The organism is Streptomyces sp. CNT372, assembly GCF_000377145.1.
Map to the genome: position 1 here is coordinate 205,008 of NZ_KB897782.1, position 21,975 is coordinate 226,982.

General features: G+C 73.4%; 20 protein-coding genes and 1 riboswitch. Of the genes, 3 read left to right on the forward strand and 17 right to left on the reverse strand.

Annotated features, from left to right (window positions below; genetic code table 11):
- Positions 1 to 76: 76 nt before the first annotated feature.
- The gene (locus C593_RS0116045) at positions 77 to 1,261 is read left to right on the forward strand and encodes a VanZ family protein (protein ID WP_018848319.1); all 1,185 of its coding nucleotides are present in this window, start codon (positions 77 to 79) and stop codon (positions 1,259 to 1,261) included.
- 77 nt (positions 1,262 to 1,338) lie between these two features.
- On the opposite strand, the gene C593_RS0116050 is transcribed toward C593_RS0116045, so the two are convergent.
- Both C593_RS0116050 and C593_RS0116055 read right to left on the reverse strand, forming a co-directional pair.
- Complete coding sequence (locus C593_RS0116050; protein WP_018848320.1) at positions 1,339 to 1,908, reverse strand: SRPBCC family protein; 570 nt, start codon at positions 1,906 to 1,908, stop codon at positions 1,339 to 1,341.
- 178 nt (positions 1,909 to 2,086) lie between these two features.
- Positions 2,087 to 3,289 (reverse strand): MBL fold metallo-hydrolase, encoded by a 1,203-nt coding sequence (locus tag C593_RS0116055; RefSeq protein ID WP_018848321.1) that lies wholly within the window; start codon positions 3,287 to 3,289, stop codon positions 2,087 to 2,089.
- 310 nt (positions 3,290 to 3,599) lie between these two features.
- Between C593_RS0116055 and C593_RS0116060 the strand changes: the two genes are divergently transcribed.
- Entirely contained in the window at positions 3,600 to 4,220 is a 621-nt protein-coding gene (locus C593_RS0116060; protein WP_018848322.1) for a TetR/AcrR family transcriptional regulator, read from the forward strand.
- Between the two features lie 475 nt (positions 4,221 to 4,695).
- On the opposite strand, the gene C593_RS0116065 is transcribed toward C593_RS0116060, so the two are convergent.
- Positions 4,696 to 5,493: an SGNH/GDSL hydrolase family protein gene (locus C593_RS0116065; protein ID WP_026277742.1), complete on the reverse strand. Its 798-nt coding sequence runs from the start codon at positions 5,491 to 5,493 to the stop codon at positions 4,696 to 4,698.
- Between the two features lie 200 nt (positions 5,494 to 5,693).
- The gene (locus C593_RS0116070; RefSeq protein WP_018848324.1) at positions 5,694 to 6,662 is read right to left on the reverse strand and encodes a M23 family metallopeptidase; all 969 of its coding nucleotides are present in this window, start codon (positions 6,660 to 6,662) and stop codon (positions 5,694 to 5,696) included.
- A 2-nt stretch (positions 6,663 to 6,664) separates the two neighbouring features.
- A riboswitch (cyclic di-AMP (ydaO/yuaA leader) is annotated at positions 6,665 to 6,824 on the reverse strand.
- A 490-nt stretch (positions 6,825 to 7,314) separates the two neighbouring features.
- On the opposite strand from C593_RS0116070, the gene C593_RS0116075 reads away from it, so the two are divergent.
- Positions 7,315 to 8,139, forward strand: a complete 825-nt coding sequence (locus C593_RS0116075; protein ID WP_018848325.1) for a tyrosine-protein phosphatase — start codon at positions 7,315 to 7,317, stop codon at positions 8,137 to 8,139.
- A gap of 25 nt (positions 8,140 to 8,164) precedes the next feature.
- On the opposite strand, the gene C593_RS33370 is transcribed toward C593_RS0116075, so the two are convergent.
- The 13 genes from C593_RS33370 to C593_RS0116140 form a co-directional block, all read right to left on the reverse strand.
- On the reverse strand, positions 8,165 to 8,326 hold the full coding sequence (locus C593_RS33370) for a DUF6126 family protein (protein WP_018848326.1): 162 nt from the start codon (positions 8,324 to 8,326) through the stop codon (positions 8,165 to 8,167).
- 7 nt (positions 8,327 to 8,333) lie between these two features.
- Positions 8,334 to 8,942, reverse strand: a complete 609-nt coding sequence (locus C593_RS0116085) for a helix-turn-helix domain-containing protein (RefSeq protein ID WP_018848327.1) — start codon at positions 8,940 to 8,942, stop codon at positions 8,334 to 8,336.
- 79 nt (positions 8,943 to 9,021) lie between these two features.
- The gene (locus tag C593_RS0116090; protein ID WP_018848328.1) at positions 9,022 to 10,416 is read right to left on the reverse strand and encodes a class-III pyridoxal-phosphate-dependent aminotransferase; all 1,395 of its coding nucleotides are present in this window, start codon (positions 10,414 to 10,416) and stop codon (positions 9,022 to 9,024) included.
- Positions 10,417 to 10,513: 97 nt separating this feature from the next.
- Entirely contained in the window at positions 10,514 to 11,530 is a 1,017-nt protein-coding gene (gene hpnH / locus C593_RS0116095; protein WP_018848329.1) for an adenosyl-hopene transferase HpnH, read from the reverse strand.
- A 5-nt stretch (positions 11,531 to 11,535) separates the two neighbouring features.
- Positions 11,536 to 12,288, reverse strand: a complete 753-nt coding sequence (locus tag C593_RS0116100) for a phosphorylase family protein (RefSeq protein WP_018848330.1) — start codon at positions 12,286 to 12,288, stop codon at positions 11,536 to 11,538.
- Positions 12,288 to 14,333, reverse strand: coding sequence for a squalene--hopene cyclase (gene shc, locus C593_RS0116105; protein ID WP_018848331.1), 2,046 nt, complete (start codon positions 14,331 to 14,333; stop codon positions 12,288 to 12,290). Before shc ends, C593_RS0116100 begins: the two co-directional genes overlap by 1 nt.
- Positions 14,334 to 14,490: 157 nt before the next feature.
- Positions 14,491 to 15,585: a polyprenyl synthetase family protein gene (locus C593_RS0116110; RefSeq protein ID WP_018848332.1), complete on the reverse strand. Its 1,095-nt coding sequence runs from the start codon at positions 15,583 to 15,585 to the stop codon at positions 14,491 to 14,493.
- 38 nt (positions 15,586 to 15,623) lie between these two features.
- Positions 15,624 to 17,018, reverse strand: a complete 1,395-nt coding sequence (gene hpnE / locus C593_RS0116115; RefSeq protein WP_018848333.1) for a hydroxysqualene dehydroxylase HpnE — start codon at positions 17,016 to 17,018, stop codon at positions 15,624 to 15,626.
- Positions 17,015 to 17,953, reverse strand: coding sequence for a presqualene diphosphate synthase HpnD (hpnD, locus tag C593_RS0116120; protein ID WP_018848334.1), 939 nt, complete (start codon positions 17,951 to 17,953; stop codon positions 17,015 to 17,017). Before hpnD ends, hpnE begins: the two co-directional genes overlap by 4 nt.
- 8 nt (positions 17,954 to 17,961) lie before the next feature.
- Complete coding sequence (hpnC, locus tag C593_RS0116125; protein WP_018848335.1) at positions 17,962 to 18,876, reverse strand: squalene synthase HpnC; 915 nt, start codon at positions 18,874 to 18,876, stop codon at positions 17,962 to 17,964.
- A gap of 337 nt (positions 18,877 to 19,213) precedes the next feature.
- Entirely contained in the window at positions 19,214 to 20,038 is an 825-nt protein-coding gene (locus C593_RS0116130; protein ID WP_018848336.1) for an ATP-binding cassette domain-containing protein, read from the reverse strand.
- Positions 20,031 to 20,960, reverse strand: a complete 930-nt coding sequence (locus C593_RS0116135) for an ABC transporter permease (protein WP_018848337.1) — start codon at positions 20,958 to 20,960, stop codon at positions 20,031 to 20,033. Before C593_RS0116135 ends, C593_RS0116130 begins: the two co-directional genes overlap by 8 nt.
- Before the next feature lie 114 nt (positions 20,961 to 21,074).
- Positions 21,075 to 21,920 carry a glycosyltransferase gene (locus C593_RS0116140; protein ID WP_051093715.1) on the reverse strand — a complete coding sequence of 282 codons (846 nt, stop codon included), beginning with the start codon at positions 21,918 to 21,920 and terminating at the stop codon, positions 21,075 to 21,077.
- Positions 21,921 to 21,975 lie beyond the last annotated feature (55 nt).

Here is a 21,975-nt window from a genome sequence, read left to right on the forward strand (position 1 = left end):
CCGGAACCGCTCAGTCCCACCCGAAACCCCTGCTCCCCGTAACCGCGGCCCGCCCGGCCGCAGAAGGCGCCTGACAGTGTTCCGGACCTACCTGCTGCCCGTCGAGGCAGCGCTCACCCTGTTCCCCCTCGTCGCCGCCGCGATCGTGGTTCCCGCCGCGGTCCACGGATACCGCAGCCGGGGCCGCGCCGGCGGCTGGCCCGTGCTGGTGTTCTACAGCTTCGTCTTCTACGTCCTGGCCGCGCTCCTGCAGACCGTGATGCCGCTGCCGGCCGACACCGATGCGCACTGCGTCGCCACCCGTTACGCCGCGAGCCCGCAACTGCACCCCTTCGCCTTCCAGGCCCGCATCACCTCCGCCGCCGGCGGCGACTGGTCCACGGGCACCCTGCTCGCACTGCCGTCCACCTGGACCACGCTCCTCAACGCCGTCCTCCTGCTCCCCCTGGGCGTCTACCTGCGCTACTACTTCCGGCAGGGGCTGTTCCCCGCGACGGTCATGGCCTTCGCCACCTCGCTGTTCTTCGAGACCACCCAGTACACCGGCCTCTGGTTCGTCTACGCCTGCCCCTACCGGCAGTTCAACGTCGACGACCTGACCCTGAACACCGCCGGCGCCATCGCGGGCTGGCTTCTCGCAGGTCCCCTCGCGCGTCTGCTGCCCGCCAACGACCCCGACGACGAGCGCACCCGCTACGGCCACCGCGTCACCCTCACCCGCCGCGCACTGGCCTTTCTCACCGACCTCGCCGGCTGGCTCGTCACCTGGACCCTGTCCACCGGCCTCCTCGCCCTGGCCACCGACTGGCCCACCGGCCGCCGCTACGCCCTCCCAGCCGGCGCCGCCCTCGGCCTGGTGTGGTTCTGGCTCCTGCCCCTCCTGTTCGCCACCACCCCAGGCAAACGAGCCGTACTCCTGCGCCTGGCCAGGCCCGACGGAAGCAGGCCGGGCTTCCTGCGGATCACCGCACGCTCCTGGATCCGCTGCTCACCCCTCGCCCTCACCTGGCTGGCCATCGCCCACCACACCGCCACCCTCACCCTCCCCGACCCCATCGGGCCGCTCCTGCCCTACACGGCCCTGCTCGCCGCGGTGGTCATCTGGGGATCCCCGCCCCTGGCCGTCCTGCTCCACCCCGACCACCGTGCCTCGTACGAACGCTGGTCCGGTGTGGTCAACCACCCGGCCCCCGGCCCGCGCCCTCCGGAGCGCGCCTCCCGCCCCGCGGAAAGACCGGAGGACCTGGGCCCAGCAGCATGATCGACCGCCGCGTCACCGCCCAGAGCGCGCCGGGCGCAGAGCGCACAGGGCTTTCCTGCCCAGTGACATCACACGTCTCAGGCCGCCGGCGCTCGGCGTTCGGCCTCCTGGCGAACCGCGGTCAGGGAGGAGGCGACCGCTGCTTCCCACCGCGGCGCGACCAGGTCGCCCCACCACTGCCCCGCCCGCCACAGGTCCGTAGCCAGCTCACCCTCGTAGACCAGCCGCGTACCGGAGTTCCGCTCGGTGAGGGTGAACGACTCGGTCACCGCGGGCACCGGTCCGCGTACCAGGCGGAAGCCGACCTGCCCCGGGCGGGTGAAGCTGACCGTCTCCACGGTGACCGCCGTCAGCCGCCCGCCGACGACGGGCGTGCGGTGCGCGGCGAGCACCATGTCCGAGCCCCGTTCGAGGACCTCCACCTTCTCCCGCATCGCCCGGGTGGCCCGCCCCAGGTACGGCTGGGCGATCACGTCGAACACCACCTCGCGCGGCGCCGCGATGTCGACGGTCTGGGGCCCCAGTGGCCGGGTGCGCCGTCCCACCCCCAGGTCCAGGGGCAGCGCCCCGGTCACCAGGCCCAGGTACCCGGCCGCCGCACCCGCCGCGGCGAGCGTCACAGCTCCTACGACGCCGATCCGCACCATCGCCGCGATCCTCTCCGCACGTGTCCGCTCATGTCCTGCCAGGGCTGGGGCCGCGTTCCGGCAGTCGGTGAGCGCTCACCTTCCGCGCGGCGCGTCGGCCCGTACCGCGAGCACCCCACCACCTGGCCCTCGCCTGCTGTCCCCGATCGGCGTCACCGCTCTCCCGCCCCGATCGGCGTCACCGCTCTCCCGCAAGGTCCAGATCATCGCTGCGCGACTCCGGAACGACCTCAGCAAGCCGGGGACGACGCCACGGATGAGCGATGGGCTCGGACAGCTCACTCCACCACGGATCCGCAGGCAGTTTCCCCCCGGGCTCGAACGGCTCGCCGGGACGGGGGAACGCCGCCGTCTGCCCGGCCTCCTCAGCCTCGTACTTCGTCCACTCGGCCGGTTCGGCCCACGGATGGGGGGCGAGGTTGAAGGTGCCCCAGTGGATCGGGAGGAGCACCCCGGCGGGGGCGCCGCCCTGGAGGTCGAGGTGGGCCCGGAGGCCCTCCGCGGGGGTCATGTGAATGTCGGGCCAGTACTCCGAGTAGGCACCGATCTGGATCATGGTGGCGTCGAAGGGGCCGTGCTCGGCGCCGATGTCCCTGAAGCCGGGGAAGTAGCCGGTGTCGCCGCTGTGGTAGATCCGGTGGTCCGGGCCCTCCACGGCCCAGGACGCCCAGAGCGCGTGCTGCTGGTTCCGCAGGCCGCGCCCGCAGAAGTGGCGGGCCGGGGTCGCCGTCAGCTTGAGCCCGGCCACCTCGGCCGTCTCGTTCCAGTCGAGCTCGCGCAGGCGGGAGGGGGCGACGCCCCAGCGTTCCAGGTGGGCGCCCACGCCCAGGGGGACGGCGAAGACGGTGTCCGTGCCGGCCAGGGCCTTGATGGTGGGGAGGTCCAGGTGGTCGTAGTGGTCGTGGGAGATCACGACCACGTCCGCCGTGCCGAGGGCCGCGAGCGGGGCGGGCACGGGGTGCAGCCGGCGGGGTCCGACGAAGCCGAACGGAGAGCACCGCTCTCCCCAGACGGGGTCGAAGAGCACCCGGCCGCCGTCGATCTCGGCGAGGACGCTGGAGTGGCCCATCCAGGTCAGGCGCAGCCCCGTGGCCGGCGGCCGGGAGAGGTCGGCGACGGTCGTCGGGTGGACGGGCACCGGGCCGTCCGGGGTGCGGCGGGCGCGCGCCTCCTTCTCGAAGTAGATCTTCGCGAACTCCGTCATCGAGGCGCCGGAGGGCCTGGTCCGCGCGCCCACCGGGTTCTGGAAGGTGCCGTCGGCGAAGTTGGGCGAACGGAGGATGCGCTCCCGGCGCTCACCCGCCGGGTCGGCGCCGAAGGCCGCGGTCCGCAGCGAACGCAGCCGGGTACGCAGCGAGGGGGGAGAGCCAGTGCCGGTCACGGCACCTCCTGGAGTTCGGTCGACACATCCATGGTTCGAGGGTATGCCGCGGTCCGCCGGTGCGGCAGCGGGCGCGGACGGCCCACGACGGTGCAACGCGCACCCGTCCGCCGGTGTTCCACGGTTCACGGGAACGTGGCGTTCCGCCACCGCGGGTGACCCTGCCGGGCCGCCGGGCCGGCCGCGCGGCCGGCCCGGCGGCCCCGCGACTCCCCGGTCGGGAGTGCTTCGGGAGAGTTTCCCGGCGCCCCGGAATTTCCCCCTCCGAGGGCTGGACCGGGGCCAAGATCGGCTGTGTAGGGTGACCGCCGTGGGGAGAGTCCGACTGAGTGTCCCTGAGCGGCGCGAGGAGCTGCTGAACGCCGCCGTCGAGCAGATCGAGCAGCGCGGCGCCTCCGCCGTGCGGATCGCCGACGTGGCCGCCGCGCTCGGGGTGAGCAGCGCGCTCGTCCTCTACCACTTCTCGTCGAAGGAACAGCTGGTCGCCGCCGCGTTCACACACGCGGCGGACGCCGATCTGGCGCATCTGCGCCGGATCCTCGGCCGGCGCACCTCCGCGCTGCGCCGGCTGCGCACGGCGGTGCGCTGGTACGCGCCCACCGGCCAGGCCAAGGGCTGGCGGCTGTGGATCGAGGCGTGGTCGGTCTCGCTGCGCGACCCGGCGCTGCGTGATCTGTCCCGGGGGCTCGACCAGCAGTGGAAGTCGGCGCTGACCGAGGTGATCGCGGAGGGTGCGGCGGCCGGCGAGTTCTGCTGCGACGACCCGGCGGCGGCCGCCTGGCGCCTGACGGCCTTCCTGGACGGGCTCGCCGTCCAGATGACCTCCTACGCGGGCACGCTCTCCCGCGCCGCGATGCTCCAGTGGACGGACGACGCGCTGGCCCGGGAGCTGTGCCTCGACCGCGAGGCCCTCACGGCCACGGCCCGCTGACGCGGTCCTGACCGGGGGCCCGGGCAGGCAGGGGGCAGGCGCCCGGGCCGGGCCGCGCCACCGACGAGGCACAGCCGGACCGGGCCGCGCCACCGAAGGACGGCCAGAGCCTGGCGGGCAGGAGGAGCGGCCCGCCCGCAGGGGTCATGGCCCCTGTTCCAGCCTGCCCGGCAGGGGAGGTCGGCCGGTCACCGGAATGGGCCGCATCGCTCCCGGCCCGAACCGGGGCCCGTCAGGCGTACCACCGGCCACGTCGCCACGTCGCCACGCCGCCGAGCGGGAGTGCGGACCGGGCTCCGGCGGGCCACCGCCCTGACCGTCGTGGCCGTCATCGGCCCCCGGGCCGGGCGGACGCAGCCGACGAGCACACGGCCCCGGGCCTCGGCGGGCCGGGCGGACACCACCACCGCGCCGCAGCGGCGAGCCGCCCGGCACGCACCACGCCCCGCCCGTACCCCCGCGGGCGCGCGGCCCCTCAGAGCGGCATGAGGTCCGGCCGCTTCGCCTCCACGTGGTCGCCGGAGCTCTCGCCGCGCAGGCGGCGGCCGATCCACGGGACCAGGTAGTCGCGTGCCCAGTGGATGTCGTCCCGGCGCACCTCCAGCGGCCCGCGCGGCGGCCGCGGCGGCCAGGGCTGGTCGGGGTCCGCGTCGCCGGGGACGTCGATGCCGAGGACCTGGGCGGCGCGCAGGGCCACCCGGGTGTGGCCCTCGGGCGACAGATGGAGCCGGTCCAGGTCCCACGCGCGCCGGTCCTGGACGGACTTGAGCGACCACAGGTCCAGCACCGGGCAGTCGTAGCGGTCCGCGATGGCCCGCACATGCGCCGTGTACGTGGCGATCTTGCCGCGCAGATGCCGCAGGACCGGCACGTCACGGGTGTCGAAGCCGGTGGTCACCATGACCGTGCCGACGGAGGAGGTCAGGTCGGCCACGGCGCGTTCGAAGCGCTCGGCCACGTCGTCCGGGTCGCTGCCCGGCCGGATGATGTCGTTGCCGCCGGCGCAGAACGAGACCAGGTCCGGGGCGAGTTCCTTGGCCCGGGGGACCTGGTCAGCCACGATCTGGTCGAGCAGCTTGCCGCGCACGGCGAGGTTGGCGTAGCGGAAGGTGTGCTCCGGGGTGAGGTCGTCGAGGATGACCGCGAACCGGTCCGCCCAGCCGACGAAGGTCCCGTCGGGTCCGGGGTCGCCCACGCCCTCGGTGAAACTGTCACCGATCGCTGCGTACGACCCGAATGCGCCACTGGTCTCTGTTCTCGAATCGTCTGCCACGGGAGCACATCCTTCCTGTCCGGATGTGACCTACGCGACCGTAAGGAGGGGTTGACGGGAGGTGATCTTTACCACCGGTCAAGTTTCCACCAAGCCGGAATACGCGGAATCCCCCGCTCCGCCGCCGGACGGAACGGGGGACCACCACCGGGGCCGGAGAACGCGGCGCGGGCCGCGTCAGGCCGGGGGCAGGGGGCGCGTCAGATGTTGACGCCGTTCTGGCGCAGGTACGCCAGCGGGTCGATGTCCGAGCCGTAGGACGGCCCGGTGCGGATCTCGAAGTGCAGGTGCGGGCCGGTGGAGTTGCCCGTGGAGCCGGAGAGGCCGATCTGCTGCCCGCCGGAGACCGACTGGCCGCCGGAGACGGAGAGCGAGGACAGGTGGGCGTACTGCGAGTAGGTGCCGTCCGTGTGGCGGATGACGACCTCGTTGCCGTAACTGCCGCTCCAGCCCGCCGACTCGACGGTGCCGGAGGCGACCGCCTTCACGGTGCTGCCGGAGGCCGCGGCGAAGTCCACACCGGTGTGGTAGCCGCTGGACCACATGCCGCCGGCCTGGCGGTACGGGGTGGTGACCCCGGCGTCGACGGGCGCGCTGAAGCCGGAGGCGGAGGTCTTGGCCGCCGAGGCGGCGGAGGACTTGGCGGGAGCCTCGGCGGGCTTCTCGGCGGGGGCGGCCGGGGCCTTTTCCTGCCGGGAGTCGTCGCGGGAGGCGCGCGGCTTGGACTCGGTCCGCGCCTCGGGGTCGTTCTTCAGCTTCGACTTGCCGCCGATGGTGAGTTCGAGGCCCGGGTGGATCAGGGACGGGTCGGCGCCGATGGCACGCCGGTTGTCGTCGAAGAGCTCCTGCCAGCCGCCGCGGACGTCGTGGTCGTCGGCGATCTTGGACAGGTAGTCGCCCGGGACCACGGTGTAGGTCTTCGGGGCCTTCTTGGCCGCGGCCTGAGCGGCTGCGGCGGCCTTGGCCGGGGCCGCCTGCTGCGCGGCGGCGGGCGCCTGCGCCGCGACGGCGGACGTGCCGGGGACGGCCGCGGGGGCGGCGGTCGCCGCTCCGGCGCCCGCGGCGCCGAACAGCGGGAGCGCGATGGCGGCGCCACCGGTGCCGGCGACGACGAAGCCACGGCTCACGGGATTGGACTTGGGACGGCGGTGCTTACCCTTTCCGGGCATGACGCATTCCTCTCCGGCGCCTGCGAGGTGAGCTGTCGGGTTCGGGCTGGAGATGCCCGTTCACGCTGGTCGCGCGAATTCACCCCAAGCCGTCCGAATTGCTCCGGAATCGGCGTACTACCTGGGTCCCCCGCTCCTGCCACGCGGTGGTGGGTGCGAACTCCGGTCGGCGGCAGGATTAGGCGGTCCGTCCGGATTGAGCGTGACCGTAGGCGAGCCACCCCGGGGGAACAAGCCATGAATTCCCGGACGCAATCACCGCACCCGCACCGGGACCGGGCGGCCATCACCCTCCGTGGGCGACGGGCCGTCAACTCCCGTGCCCGGCACGGAACTGACCCGGCGGAAGCCAGTACACACCGTCACCAATATGATCCTGCTCACCAGCCGCTTCCCATTTACGGCGCTTGCGGGGCACACTCCAATCAATCTCCTAATTCGGACACAAGGCGCGAATGCAATTCCACTACCGCACTTGCCGCTCAAGATCGACCGGCTCGTCCGGCTTCGTCCCTCACCCCGGTGTCCTCGCCGTCCCGGCCCCGCCGCGCGGGAAGGGCGGGTGAACCGGTGTCGTATCGTCGGGAGCGCGCCCGCGCCGGCGACCGCGCCGGTGGAGGGACGGGCACCGACGCCATTGATTGGAGTCCATGTGACGCAGCAGTTGCCGCAGGCATCCCCGGCCGGGCAGGACCCCGAGCCCGCACTCGCCGGAGTCCGCAACTTCCGCGACGTGGGCGGGCTGCCGACCACCGACGGCGGGCGGGTGCGGCACGGCAGGCTGTACCGCAGCGGCCACCTCGCCCACGCCACCGCGAGCGACGCCGCGTTCCTCTCCTCCCTCGGGCTGCACACGGTCTTCGACTTCCGCAACGCGGCCGACCAGCGGCTGGAGGGCCCGGACGTCGAGCTGCCGGGCGTGCGCAACCTCAACCTGCCGCTGAGCGACCCGGCCGACGGCGCGGAGTTCTGGCGGATGGTCCGGGACGGCAATCTGGACCAGCTCAAGTCGATCCTCGACGGCGGCAAGGGCGCGGACCGGATGATCGCCGCCTACCGCGCGATCATCACCCAGCGGACCGCCGAGCACAGCCGGGTCCTGCACGCCCTGGCCGAGGACAGCGTCCCGGCCCTGATGCACTGCGCCGCCGGCAAGGACCGGGCCGGCCTGTCGGTGGCCGTCACCCTGCTCGCGGTCGGCGTGGAGCGGGACGCGATCGAGGCGGACTACCTCAAGTCGAACGACCCGCACCGCCGCTACAAGGTCACCCGCGGCTCCGACTCCCCGGACGCGATGTCCGCCGAGGTGATGGAGCTGCTGAGTCCGCTCTTCGACGCGCGCCCCGCCTATCTCGCGGCGGCCTTCGAGACGATCGAGGAGACCTGGGGCGGCACCGAGCAGTACCTCTCCGAGGGGCTCGGCCTCTCCCCCGCCACCCGGGAGCGGCTGCGGAGCCGGCTGGTCGAGAACGCCTGAGGCGCCCCCCTCCGGCCCCGCCGGGTCACTGGTTCTGCGCGCCCACCAGGAAGAGCAGGTAGAGGAAGGCGGCCACGATGTGGCCCGCGATCAGATAGGCGAAGAGCCGGATGACGAGTCCGCGCGGGAACCGGTCCTCGCGCCGGCCGCCGCCGGCTCCGCGCTTGTCCAAGGGGTCGTGCGACATTCCCTGGTCACCTGGCTTCCGGTCGGACGTGCGGATGGGGGTGCGGGTCGGGGCTCTGCAGCAGGGTGTGTACGAACAGCAGCTCGGCGCCCTCGGGCGTGGCGGCGGCGATCCGGTGCGGGGTGAGCGAGTCGAAGTGGGCGCTGTCACCCGGTGCCAGGTCGTGCACGGTGTCCCCGAGGCCCAGGCGCAGCCGGCCCGTCAGCACGTACAGCCACTCCTCCCCCGGGTGCACACGCACCAGGTCGCCCTGGGTGCCGTGGGGGACGGCGACCCGCAGGGCCTGCATGGCGCGGCCGGGGGCGCCGGCGGGGTGGTAGGTCCAGCCGTCGGCCCGGACGGGTTCGCGCTCACCGCCCCGGACGACCGGCTCGCGTTCGGCCGGCTGCTCGCCGAGGACCTCCCCGACCGTCGTACCGTAGACGCGGGCGAGGGCGAGCAGCATGGGCAGCGAGGGCTGCCGGTTGCCCGTCTCCAGCCGGGACAGATGGGCGGGCGAGAGGCCGGCGCGACGGGCGGCGCTCTCCAGGGTCAGGCCCCGGCGGCGGCGCAGGTCCCGCAGGCGGGGGGCGACACCGGTGAGACCGTCACCGTCCGGTGCGGCGGGAGTGTCCATGTCCCTATTGGGCCAGCAGTATTGCCTCCGAGGCAAATGACTTGCCTCGGAGGCAAAATCCGCCGCGGGGACACTGGGATCAGCGGTTGGCGACCGCCTGGCGGACCAGGGTCCGGCCGAAGTCCCACATCAGCCCGCCCCCGCCGTGCGCGTCGTCCATCACCGCGGTGAACGCGGCGACGAAGCGGTCCACCTCGCGCTCGCCGATGATCAGTGGCGGGATCAGCTTGATGACCTCCAGGTGGTCCCCGGAGACCTGGGTGAGGATCCGGTGCCGCTGGAGCAGCGGATGGACCACCATCTGCGCGAAGAGCCCCTTGCGCGCGGCCTGGAGCATCGTCCAGCGGCCGCGCAGCCGCAGGGACTCGGGCCGGCCGAACTCGATGCCGATCATCAGCCCCCGGCCGCGGACCTCGTGCAGCAGCTCGTAGCGGGGCACCAGCGCCGCGAGCCGGGAGCGCAGCAGTTCCCCGGTGACCCGGGCGTTGGCGACGACCTGCTCGTCCTCCAGCACGCTCAGCACGGCGAGCCCGGCGGCCATGGCCTGGGCGTTGGAGCCGAAGCTCGCGGAGTGGACCAGGACCCGGTCCATGGAGGAGTAGACCTTCTTGAAGATCCAGTCCTTTCCGAGGGTCGCGCCGACCGGCACATAGCCGCCGGAGAGCGCCTTGGCGACGCAGACCAGGTCGGGTTCGACCCCGGCCTCGTACTGGAAGGCGTAGAAGTCGCCGGTGCGCCCGAGACCGGTCTGCACCTCGTCGGCGACCAGCAGGGCCCCGTGGCGGTGCAGCAGGTCCTGGGCGGCCCGCAGGAAGCCCGGCGGGGCGGGGTTGACGCCCTTGCCCTGGACGGGCTCGACGACCAGGGCGGCGACGTCCCCGCGCGCGACTTCCCGCTCCAGCGCGTCCAGGTCGCCCAGTTCGATCGCGGTGTCCGGCAGCAGGGGCGCGAAGCCCTCGCGGAAGCCCCGCTCCCCGTTGACGGACAGCGATCCGGCGGTGAGGCCGTGGAAGGCGTGCGCGCAGTAGAGGACCCTGGGGCGGCCGGTGGCGTAGCGGGCGAACTTCAGCGCCGTCTCGACGGCCTCGGTGCCGCTGTTGCCGAAGAAGACCCGGTCCAGGTGGGGGGCGTGGGCGAGCAGCTTCTCGGCGAGGAGACCGGGCAGGGGCTGGCAGTCGAAGCGGGTGAGATCGGCGAGCTGGGCGTCGAGGACGTCGTGGAGGGCGCGGCGGACGACGGGGTGGTGCCGGCCGAGGCCCATCACGCCGAAGCCGGCCAGCATGTCGAGGTAGTCGTTGCCCTCGTCGTCCCAGAAGTAGGCGCCCTCGGCCCGCTGGTAGACCTTGTCGAAGCCGATGGTGCGCAGCATGCGCGGCAGTTGGTGGTTGAGGTGCCGGCTGTGCAGCTCGTAGCGTTCGCCGCCGCGCCGGGCCAGCAGCTCCGCCAGGTCGAAGCCCCGGGGTGCCTCGGTCATCGCTCAGCTCTCCTCACGGTTCTCCGCAGGGGGTCGGGTCACGGGGACGGGCGGGCGGGGTGGACGGCGGCGCCGCCGTCCACCCCGCCCGGGTCTCTCACCTGCCGCCGACCGACTCCCGGGCGGCGCGGAGGGACTCCTTGAGGGAGCCCATGGTCGCGAGGACGGCGGTGGGCTCGTAGCCGCAGTGCGCCATGCAGTTGGCGCAGCGGGCGTCCTTGCCCCGGCCGTAGGCGTCCCAGTCGGTCTCCTCGATCAGCTCCCGGTACGTCGGGACGTAGCCGTCGCTCATCAGGTAGCAGGGGCGCTGCCAGCCGAAGAGGGAGTAGTTGGGGATCGCCCAGGCGGTGCACGGGAAGTCGGCCCTGCCCTCCAGGAAGTCCAGGAAGAGCGGGGAGTGGTTGAGCCGCCAGCGGCGGCGGTTGCCGCCCGCGAACGCCTTCCGGAAGAGCTCCCGGGTCTGCTCGACGCCGAGGAAGTGCTCCTGGTCGGGGGCCTTCTCGTACGCGTAGGCGGGCGAGATCATCATCTCGTCCACCTGGAGGTCGTCGTTGAGGTAGTCGAGCACCTCGACGACGGTCTGCGGGGTGTCCGTGTTGAAGAAGGTGGAGTTGGTGGTGACGCGGAAGCCCCGGCGCTTGGCCTCCTTGATGGCCTCCACCGCCTCGTCGAACACGCCCTCCTTGGCCACCGACTCGTCGTGGCGTTCGCGCAGGCCGTCGATGTGCACGGCGAAGGCGAAGTACGGGGAGGGGGTGAAGTCCTCGATCTTCTTCCGGAGCAGCATGGCGTTGGTGCAGAGGAAGACGTACTTCTTCTTCGCCACCAGCTGCCGCACGATCTCGTCGATCTGAGGGTGCATCAGTGGTTCGCCGCCGGCGATGGAGACCATGGGGGCGCCCGACTCCAGCACCGCGCCGACCGCCTGGGCCACGGGCATCCGCTGCTTGAGCACCCCGGCGGGGTGCTGGATCTTTCCGCATCCCTCGCACTTGAGGTTGCAGGCGAAGAGCGGCTCCAGCTCGACGATCAGCGGGAACTTCTCACGCCTGCGGAGCTTCTGTTCGAAGAGATACGTCCCGACCCTGATGGTCTGGCGGAGCGGCATGGCCATCTGGCTCACCTCCTGGGGAGCAGCAAAGAACGGTGCCATTCGTAAAACGCGGGCATGAGGGCACGAAGTACGCGGAACGCTGATATTCCACCGCGAAGTGTGCTGATTCTGACCAGTTCGTGCTCCGGTGCGTCCACGACCACCCGGACGGCGGCAACCGCCCGGGGCCCCGCGCTCAGGGCGGTCGCCAGCGTGCTCGCGGACTCCATGTCGACGGCGATGGCCCCGGTGGCCTCCAGCCGTGCGCGCTCGGGGCCGCGGACCACGTGGTCGGCCCCGAGGAGGACCCCGCCGTGCACGGTGCGCCCGGGCAGCGCGGCGGCCACGGCGGCGCGCAGCAGTCCGGCGTTGGCGCACGGCACGGCCGTGCCGTGCGCGAGGGTCTCGTCGGCGACCACCACATCGCCGGGATGCATCCCGGGCACCAGTCCCGCGCAGAAGCCCGAGGCGATGACGGCGGCCTCCCGCAGCTGGGGGGTGGAGCAGGCGGCGAGAACGGCACGCGCGGCGCTCTCCGGTCCCATGCCGGTGCGCAGCACGGTCGCCCGGGGTGTGTCCGGGCCCCCGCGGCCCCGGTGGCCGGGGGCGGCCCGCAGAGCGAAGCGCTCGATGCCGAGGGCGCAGGCGACCAGCAGCGGCACGGCCGCCCCGGCGCTCCCGGCGCCGTCGGCCCCGCGGGCGGTCCCGGCCGCGCGGTCCCCGGCCCCGCCGGGGCCCTCGGGGGCTTCGGCGGGGCCGGGAAGCGGCGCACAGTCCATCAGGTCGCCCTGCGCGCGCCGGCGGGTCCGGCGACCGGTTCGCCGTGCACGAAACGGCCGAGGGCGGTCAGCGGGAACACCTGCCGGTACAGGTGGTAGTTGATGGAGAAGTCCCAGGGGAAGCCCGTGCCGGTGAAGTAGGGCTCGTCCCAGGAGCCGTCCGGGCGCTGCGCGGCGGTGAGCCAGGCGACACCCCGGGCGACGGCCTCGCCGTCCACCTCCCCCGCCGCGAGGAGCGCGAGGAGGGCCCAGGCGGTCTGGGAGGCGGTGGACGCGCCGCGTCCGGCCCAGCCCCGGTCCCGGTAGGAGCGCAGGTCCTCGCCCCAGCCGCCGTCCTCGTTCTGCACCGACTCCAGCCAGGTGACGGCGCGCCGGACGGCGGGGTCGGAGGCGGGCAGACCGGCGGCGACCAGCGCGGGGACCACCGACCCGGTCCCGTAGACGTAGTTGACGCCCCAGCGGCCGAACCAGGCGCCGCACGGCTCCTGGTGGGCGAGCAGCCACTCGATGCCGCGCCGGGCCCGGGGATGCGCGGCCTGCCCCTCGTAGGCGAGCATCTCGACCACATGGGCCGTGACGTCGGCGGAGGGCGGGTCGATCACCTCGCCGAAGTCGCAGAACGGCAGCCGGTTGGGGAAGGGGCTGGTGTTGTCGGCGTCGAAGGCGCCCCAGGCGCCGTCGCGGGACTGCATGCCCAGAGTCCAGCGCACCCCGCGCTCCACCGCGGTCTCCAGCCGCCCCGGGTCGGGGTGGCGCACCCGCCGCAGGGCGAGGACCACCTCGGCGGTGTCGTCGATGTCGGGGTAGTTGTCGTTGTGGAACTCGAACGCCCAGCCCCCGGGCCCGAGTTCGGGGCGGCGGACGGACCAGTCGCCGGGGCGGACGATCTGCTCGCTGAGCATCCAGTCGGCGGCCCGCACCAGCGCGGGGTGGTCGGCGGGGACGCCCGCGTCGGCGAGGGCGATGGTCGCGAGGCAGGTGTCCCAGACCGGGGACTGGCACGCCTCGATCATCCGCACCGGGCGGCCGTCCTGCTCGGACCAGACGGCGAAGCGGTCCAGGGACTCCAGGCCGGCCCGCAGCACCGGGTGGTCCAGGTCGTAGCCGAGCAGGTGGAGGGCGATGACGGAGTAGACGGCGGGCGGCTGGATGCCGCCCCAGCAGCCGTCGTTCTCCTGGCGTTCGACGATCCAGCGGGCGGCGCTGTTCATGGCCGCCCGGCGCAGCCGCTCGGGCGCGAGGCGGTGGTACAGGTGCAGGGCCTTGTCGGCACGCTGGAAGAAGCCGTCCCAGCTGGTGGCGGGCGCGAGCCGGCGCGGCGGGGCGGGGCGGTCCGGGTCGCTGTGCAGTTCGTCCAGCGGGAAGGGCGCGGGGCGGACGGGGCGCTTCGCGGAGACGATGGACAGGGGCACGATCGTCTGGCGGGCCCAGCAGCCGAAGTCGTAGATGTTCAGCGGGACCCAGGAGGGCAGGAACATCACCTCGGGCGGGACCTCGGGCAGGTCCTCCCACTTCCACCAGCCGAACAGGGCGAGCCAGATGCGGGTGAAGACCCGGGTGGCGGCGATGCCGCCCTGGCTGCGGATCCAGCTCGCGGCGCGCAGCATGTGCGGGTCGTCGGGCCGGTCCCCGGCGAGCCGCAGGGCGACGTAGGCCTCCACGGTGGTGGAGAGTTCACCCGGGCCGCCGTAGAAGGAGGCCCAGGTGCCGTCCTCGCGCTGCTGCCCGCGGACGAAGCGGGCCGAGGCCGTGGTGGTCTTCTCGTCGCGGATGCCGAGGAACTGGCGGAGCAGCAGGTCCTCGGCGTCCATCGTCACATTGGTCTCGAGGTCGCCCTTCCACCAGCCCTGGGGGTCCTGGCGGTCGAGCAGATGCTGTGCGGCGCGGTCCGCGGCCAGGGCCGCGGCGGCTCTGAGATCCCGGGGGGCGTCCTGGCCCGCGCCCGGCGCGCGGACGGCGCCCGCGCCCGTGTCGCGGGCGGTCCCGGCGGCGGGAGCGGCCTCGGCCCGTACGGGTCCGCCGCTTCCGTCGGTCGTCGCTGTCATGGCTTCCCCTTCGTTGCAGTGGTCTCTGCTGAGCTGGGGTCTCCGTCGGCCGGCGGCTGTTCATCCTTCCGGTGGCCGCCGGCCGGCGACGCGATTCATATGCCGCGGGTGGTGCTCCTGGTGGTCAGGCTCCGCGTGGTGCTCGGTGCGATGGTGATCATCTCTTCCGTACGACGACGAAGTCCGCGAGCGCGACGAGCTGAGCGCGGACCGCTTCCGGCATGGCGATGCGGTCGAGGGCCCCGACGGCCACCGCGTGCTGGCGCCGGGCCTCCTGGGCGGTCCACTCGCGGCCGCCCGCCTCCTCGATGAGGGCCGCCCGCACGGCGAACTCCTCCTCGGAGAAGCTGTCGAAGTCGTTGCTCTTGGCGTCGGCGGCGAGGAGTTCGCCGAGCCGTTCGGAGGCGGGGCCGCCGGCCGCGAGGGCGGCGACGACCGGCAGGGACTTCTTGCGCTGGCGCAGGTCGCTCCAGGTCTGCTTGCCGGTGGCCTGCGGGTCGCCCCAGATGCCGAGGAGGTCGTCGACGGCCTGGAAGGCGAGGCCGAGGTGGTAGCCGTACGCCTCCAGGGTGTCCGCGGTGCGGTCGTCGGCGCCGCCGAGGACGGCACCGACGGACACCGCGCAGGCCAGCAGGGCGCCGGTCTTGTTGCCCTCCATCTCCAGGCACTCCTCGACGGTGACCCGCTCGCGGTGCTCGTAGGAGATGTCCTGGGCCTGCCCGTCGATGAGCTTGCGGGTGGCGGTGGTGAGGCGGCGCGCGGCGCGGCCGGCCTCCACCGTACCGAGTTCCAGGAGGAGTTCGTTCGCGAGGGCGAAGAGGGCGTCGCCGACCAGGATCGCCTGGGCCGGGCCGTGCACCTTCCACACGGTGTCGCGGTGCCGGCGCTGCTCGTCGCCGTCCATCAGGTCGTCGTGCAGCAGGGAGAAGTTGTGCACGAGTTCCACGGCGACGGCGCCGGGGACGCCGACCTCGGGGGCAGCGCCCGCGGCCTCGGCGGACAGCAGGGCCAGCGCCGGGCGGACGGCCTTGCCGCCGTCGCCGTCAGAGGGGTTGCCCTCGGCGTCGATCCAGCCGAAGTGGTAGGCGGCCACGGTGTCCATGGGCGCGGCGAGGCGGTCCACGGCCGCGCGGAGCACCGGCGTGGACAGGGTCCGCCCGCGCTCGAGCAGCGCCGCGATGTCCGTGTCGGGGACGGGCTGTGCCGTCTGTGCGGTCTGTGCGGTGTCTTCAGCCGGATGAGCCGAGGGCACTGTCGGCACGCTTACTCCTCTGGTTCCAGAAATGGTGCTCACGCCGCCTCCTCGATGGGGTGTTCCTGGCGGCGGCCGAACGCGGAGAGCGCCGCCTCCGCGGCACTGAAGCCGCTGCGCACGGCGCCCTCCATGGTCGCGGGCCAGCCGGTGGCCGTCCACGCGCCAGCAAGGTACAGGCCCGGGGCACATGTGTGCGCACCCGGCCGGAGCCTGCCGACGCCCGGCTCCGGTGCGAAGGTAGCCGTGCGTTCCCGGGTGACGAAGAAGTCGCGGACCCGCGCGCCGCGGGCGGCGGGCAGCAGCTTCTCCAGCTCGGGCAGATAGCGCTCGCGCAGGACGGCGACCGGGTCGTCGATCTCGTCGCGCACCGCGGACTGGGAGAGCGCCAGGTACTGGCCCTCGGTGACGCCGGCGGCCCCGGTGCGGTCGAAGACCCACTGCACGGGGGTGCCGAGGGCGGCGAAGAAGGGGCGGCGCAGCACCTTGCGGTCGTACAGGACGTGGACGTTGAGGATCGGCGCGGTGCCGATGCCGAGGAGCCGGTCGGGGTGCTCCAGGGCGCCCTCGGGAAGCAGGTCGTGGGTCTCGCGCTGGGGGACGGCGAGGACCACGGCGTCGGCGTCCAGCCGGGCGGCGCCGGCCGACACGTGCCAGCGGCCGTCCGTTCCCCGGGTGATCTCCCGTACGCGGGTGGACAGTTCGGTGCGGACGCCGGCCTCGTCGAGGGTCTTGCGGGCGAGGGTGTCGTGGAGGTCGCCGAGCGGGACGCGGGCCCAGCCGATGTCCGCGGCGCCCGGGTCGGAGAGCAGCCCGGTCCTGAACACCATCGTGGCGAGGCCCATGGACGCCTGCGGGGCGCGGGCGTTGAGGGTGGCGACGCCGACGAGGTCCCAGAGGGCGGCGACGGCCCGAGGGCTCTGTCCGTGGCGGCCGAGCCAGGTGGCGAAGTCGATGCCGTCGAGGGCGGGGTCTGCCGGGTCGAGGCGGGAGAGGGCGAGGGCGGCGCGGGCGACGGAGGCGCGCTCGGCGAGGGAGAGGTGGGGGTAGCGGGCGAGGCCGCCCGCGAGGTGGAGGGGGACGGGCAGCGCGCTGCGGCGCAGCCGGCCGAGGCGGGGGCCGCCGGGCGCGGCGGCGTCCAGGACGGGGACGTCAAGGCGGTCCTGGAGGGGGGCGAGGTCCGCGCCGCCGATCCGGTCGAGGAACCACCGGTAGGCGGTGCAGCAGCGCAGGTAGACGTGCTGGCCGTTGTCGACGGTGAGGTCGCCGCGGCGGAAGGAGAAGGCGAGGCCGCCGAGCCGGGGGCGGCCTTCGAGAAGGGTGACGCGCAGTCCGGCGTCGGCGAGACGGAGGGCGGTGGTGACGCCGGCGATGCCGCCGCCGACGACGACCGCGTGCCGGGCCCCGGTGGCGTCCGCGCCGGCGGTGCTCATGCGCGCCCCCGGTGGGTGCGGCGGACGACGCCGCGGGCGTCGAGTCCGGACAGTCCGCGGACGGCGACGTACGCCTTCTCGTGGCCGGGGAGGGAGACGCGGCCGCGCAGCACGGCCGCGGGGTCGTCCTCGATGCGGTCGAGGAGGCGGCGGTAGATGCCGGCCATCGCGGCGACGCAGGCGCCGCTGCGGCGGTCGAGCATGGGCAGCAGCCGGTAGCCCTCGGTGAACAGGGCGCGTGCGCGGCGCACCTCGTAGTGGACCAGGCCCTCGAAGTCCGCGCCGGGGGGCGGGGCCGCGGCCCGGAAGCCGTCGGAGCAGCCGAACTTGGCGAGGTCGTCGGCGGGCAGGTAGGTGCGCCCGGCGGCGGCGTCCTCGCGGACGTCGCGGAGGATGTTGGTGAGCTGGAGGGCGAGGCCGAGGGTGTCGGCGTACTCGGGGGCCCGTTCGGCGCCGGGTGCGCCGGGCTGGGTGCCGAAGACGCCGAGCGAGAGGCGTCCGACGGCCCCGGCGACGCAGCGGCAGTAGACCTTGAGGTCGTCCCAGGTCTCGTAGGTCGCGCCGCGCACGTCCATGAGGACGCCGTCGATGAGTTCGTCGAGGGCGTCGAGCGGGATCGGGTAGCGCTGGGCCGCGTCGGCGAGGGCGACGGCCACGGGATCGGTGTCGTCGTCCTCGACGGCGCCCTTGCGGATGCGGTCGAGGAGGCGGCGGGTGTCGTCCAGCCTGGCCTGCTTGGCCTCGGGGGCGAGCTGTCCGTCGCCGATGTCGTCGACGCGCCGGGAGAAGGCGTAGAGCGCCGACATGGCCTGGCGTCTGCCGGGCGGCAGCAGCCTGATCCCGTAGGCGAAGTTCCGGGCCTGCGCTCCGGTCACGGCCTCGCAGTAGCTGTACGCGGCCCGCACCGGGGCCGGTGTGCGATCGGTTCCCTCCATCGTCCGGCTCATCCCTCTCTGCGTGCGTTTCGCAAGACCAGTCCCGTTTCGCGCAGCACGCGGGCCTTCGCGGCTTTCGGCGGTCCGGGCAGCACATCATGTCCGGCGGACGCGATCGCGGCGAGGGCGGCGCGCCCACCGCCGACGAATCCGGCGAGCAGCAGCCGGAGTCTGCCGTGGACGCTGCCGACCAGGGCGGTGCCCTCGTCGAGCAGGCGGGCGGCGCGGTCGGCCTCGAAGGCGATCAGCGCGCGCACGGAGGCGTTCGCCGTGGGGGCGGCGAGGTCGTCCTCGGTGACGCGGAAGGTCTTGAGGTCGTCGGCGGGGAGGTAGATCCGGTCCCGGGCCAGGTCCTCGGCGACGTCCTGGAGGTGCTCGACGATCTGGAGGGCGGTGCACACGGCGTCCGAGCGGCGGACGCGCTCGGGGCTCGTGGTGCCGGTGATCCCGAGCACGAGGCGGCCGACCGGGTCGGCGGAGAGCCGGCAGTAGTCGCGGAGGTCGTCCCAGGTGCCGTAGCGCCGCACGACCTGGTCCTGCCGGTTGGCCGCGATCAGGCGGCGGAACGGTTCGGCATCGAGGTCGCAGCGCCGCACGGTGGGGCGCAGCGCGCGCAGCAGGGGGTGCCGGGGCGTCTCGGCCGCATCGAAGACGCGGTCCAGGTCGGCCTCGAAGGCGTCCAGGAGGGCGAGGGGGTCGCCTGCCCGGGCGGGGTCGGCGCCGAGGGCGTGGGCGTCGCCGCCGCCGGGGGCGAGGTCGCCGTCGCCGATGTCGTCGACGAGGCGGGCGTAGCCGTAGACGGCCATGAGGTCCCCGCGCCAGGCGCGGGGCAGGAAGAAGGGGGCGACGGGGAAGTTCTCACCGGCGGCCTTGTCGAGGGTGGCGCGGGCGGGGGCCGGGCGCGTCTGCCGGGTGGCCGTCACCGTGTGCAACTCCCTGCCGCCGGGACGGCGGAGGGCTCGCGGAGCGCATGGATTCCCGTCATGACCGTCACATCTCCCAGTTCTACACCGTCGACGCAATACGCCCCATTTCGGACACGCCGCAACCGGGACGCCCCCATGCGGCCGTCGGCACCAGGGGTTGGCGGTGATTTGTCACCGGCTGCCACGAATGGGCACCGCTCCAGCTTACGTTGTACGACGCACACCGCAGCCCCGGGGGCCCGGACACGGCGCGACCCCCGCCCCGGTGAAGGCGGCGGGGGTCCGTTGCGCGGACGCGCGGCGGGGCCCGTCGGCGGACGCGGCCGGCGGGGCGCTACTTGCCGGTCTCCTTCTCGTACGCCTTGATGACCTCGTCGGTCGGGCCGTCCATCAGGAGTTCGCCCTTCTCCAGCCAGAGCACCCGGTCGCAGGTGTCCCGGATCGACTTGTTGCTGTGGCTGACCAGGAAGACCGTGCCGGCCTCCTTGCGCAGCTCGCGGATCCGCTCCTCGGAGCGGATCTGGAACTTCCGGTCTCCGGTGGCCAGCGCCTCGTCGATCATCAGGACGTCGTGGTTCTTCGCGGCGGCGATGGAGAAGCGGAGCCGGGCCGCCATGCCGGAGGAGTAGGTCCGCATGGGAAGGGTGATGAAGTCGCCCTTCTCGTTGATCCCGGAGAAGTCCACGATCCCCTGGTAGCGCTCGCGGATCTCCTCGCGGGTCATGCCCATGGCCAGACCGCCGAGTATCACGTTCCGCTCGCCCGTGAGGTCGTTCATCAGGGCCGCGTTGACGCCCAGCAGGGAGGGCTGGCCGTCCGTGTAGACCTTGCCGCTCTCGGTGGGGAGCAGGCCCGCGATGGCCCGCAGCAGGGTGGACTTGCCGGAGCCGTTGGTACCGATGAGGCCGATCGCCTCGCCCCGGTACGCGGTGAAGGTGACCCCGCGCACGGCGTGCACCTTGCGCACCCCGCGGGGCTCCCCCTTGCCCCGGCGCAGGATCCGGCTCAGGGCGGCCGTCGCGCTGCCCTTGCCGCCGCCGCCCGCGTTGACCCGGTAGACGATGTGCACGTCGTCGGCGATGACCGTGGGGACGCGCCCGTCCGCCGCGCCGCCGAACCCCGCGGTCGCCCCGCCCTTGTCGCCCTTGTCGTCAGCCACGGCCGTACCGCTCCTCCGCCTTCCAGAAGTACACGAAGCCCGCCACGCCGATCAGCACCGACCAGCCCGCGGCCGCCGCCCAGACGTGGTCGGGGAGGTTGGCCGAGGTGTAGCCGTCGATCAGGGCGAAGCGGACCAGGTCCATGTAGAGCGCCGCCGGGTTGTACATCAGGATGTCCGCGATCCACGCCGGCCGGTCCTGGAGCATGATCGGGATCGAGAACATCACGCCCGAGGCGTACATCCAGGTCCGCATCACGAACGGCATCAGCTGCGCCAGGTCGGGCGTCTTGGAGCCGAGGCGGGCCATGATCAGGGCCAGTCCGGTGTTGAACACGAACTGGAGCGCCAGGGCCGGCAGGACCAGCAGCCACGACCAGGTGGGGAAGCTGCCGAAGGCGACCACGATCGTGATCAGCACGACCATCGAGAACAGCAGCTGCTGGAGCTGCTGGAGGGAGAACGAGACCGGGAGCGAGGCACGCGGGAAGTGCAGCGCCCGCACCAGGCCCAGGTTCGAGGAGATCGCGCGGACGCCGGCCATCACCGAGCTCTGGGTGAAGGTGAAGACGAACACGCCCGTCACCAGGAACGGCACGTAGACCTTCGTCTCCATGCCCCGGTTGGCCTCCAGGATGAGGCCGAAGATCAGGAAGTACACCAGGGCGTTGAGCAGCGGTGTGGCCACCTGCCAGAGCTGGCCCAGCTTCGCCTGGCTGTACTGGGCCGTCAGCTTGGCCTGCGAGAACGCCAGGATGAAGTGGCGCCTCCCCCACAGTTGCCGCACGTACTCGGCCAGGCCGGGACGGGCACCGCTGACCGCGAGGCCGTACTTGGCGGCGAGCTGCGCCGGCGGCAGGCCGTCGTCGGGGGACGGCGGGGAGCTGGTCGCGAGGGCGCCGTCGTGGGTCGTGTCACTCACAGGTGAAAACTTTCGTGGTCAAGATGAGCGGCGGTGGGACTTTCCGGGGGTGGGGCCGTCCGGGTGGAGGGGCCCGCCACGGGGACGCCCCAGATGCTCTCAGAACCGAGCTTGTCAGACGACAGGTGGTCGGCCCAGCCTTGTGAGCCGCCACACAGTGCGCCAGCTCATGGGACGGCGGGGCCCGCACGGGGTGCGCCAGCCCTCGGCGAAGCCGCGGAACCAGGCCCGCAGCGCGGCCCGCGTGGGCCGGCGCAGCAGGGTCAGCAGCACCCACACGCCCAGGTAGACGGGGACCAGGGGCGCGGGCAGGTTCCGCCGGGCCAGCCAGACCCGGTTGCGGGCCACCATGCGGTGGTAGACCGCGTGCCGGGAGGGCGGGGTCGTGGGGTGGAACAGGACCATGTCGGCGCGGTAGTCGATGCGCCAGCCCGCGTCCAGGGCGCGCCAGGCGAGGTCGGTCTCCTCGTGGGCGTAGAAGAACTCGCCGGGCAGCGGGCCGACCTGGGCGACGACCTCGCTGCGGACGGCGCTCGCGCCGCCGAGGAACGTGGTCACGGCCGATGAGCGCAGCGGGTCGGCGGCGCGCAGCCGGGGGACGTGGCGGCGCTGGGTGCGCCCGGTGTCCGGGTCGGCGATCCGGAAGCTGACGATGCCGAGGCGGGGGTCGGCGGTGAACGCCTCGCGCAGCAGACGGGCGGTGTCGGTGCGGGCGAGGCGGCCGTCGTCGTCGAGGAAGAGCAGCACGTCCACGTCCCGGCCGCCCGGGCCGAAGGCCTCGATGCCCGCGTTGCGCCCGGCGGGGATGCCCACGTTCTCGGGCAGCTCGACGGTACGCACGCCCTCGGGGACGTCGCCGACGGGGACGCCCTGGCCGACCACGACCACCTCGACCCGGTCGCCCTCCTGGGCGGCGACCGAGTCGAGCAGGGCGCGCAGTTCGGCGGGCCGGTCGCCCATGGTGATGACGACCGCGCCCAGAGTGAGCGGGCGCTCAGGGCCGGCCGCCCCGGCG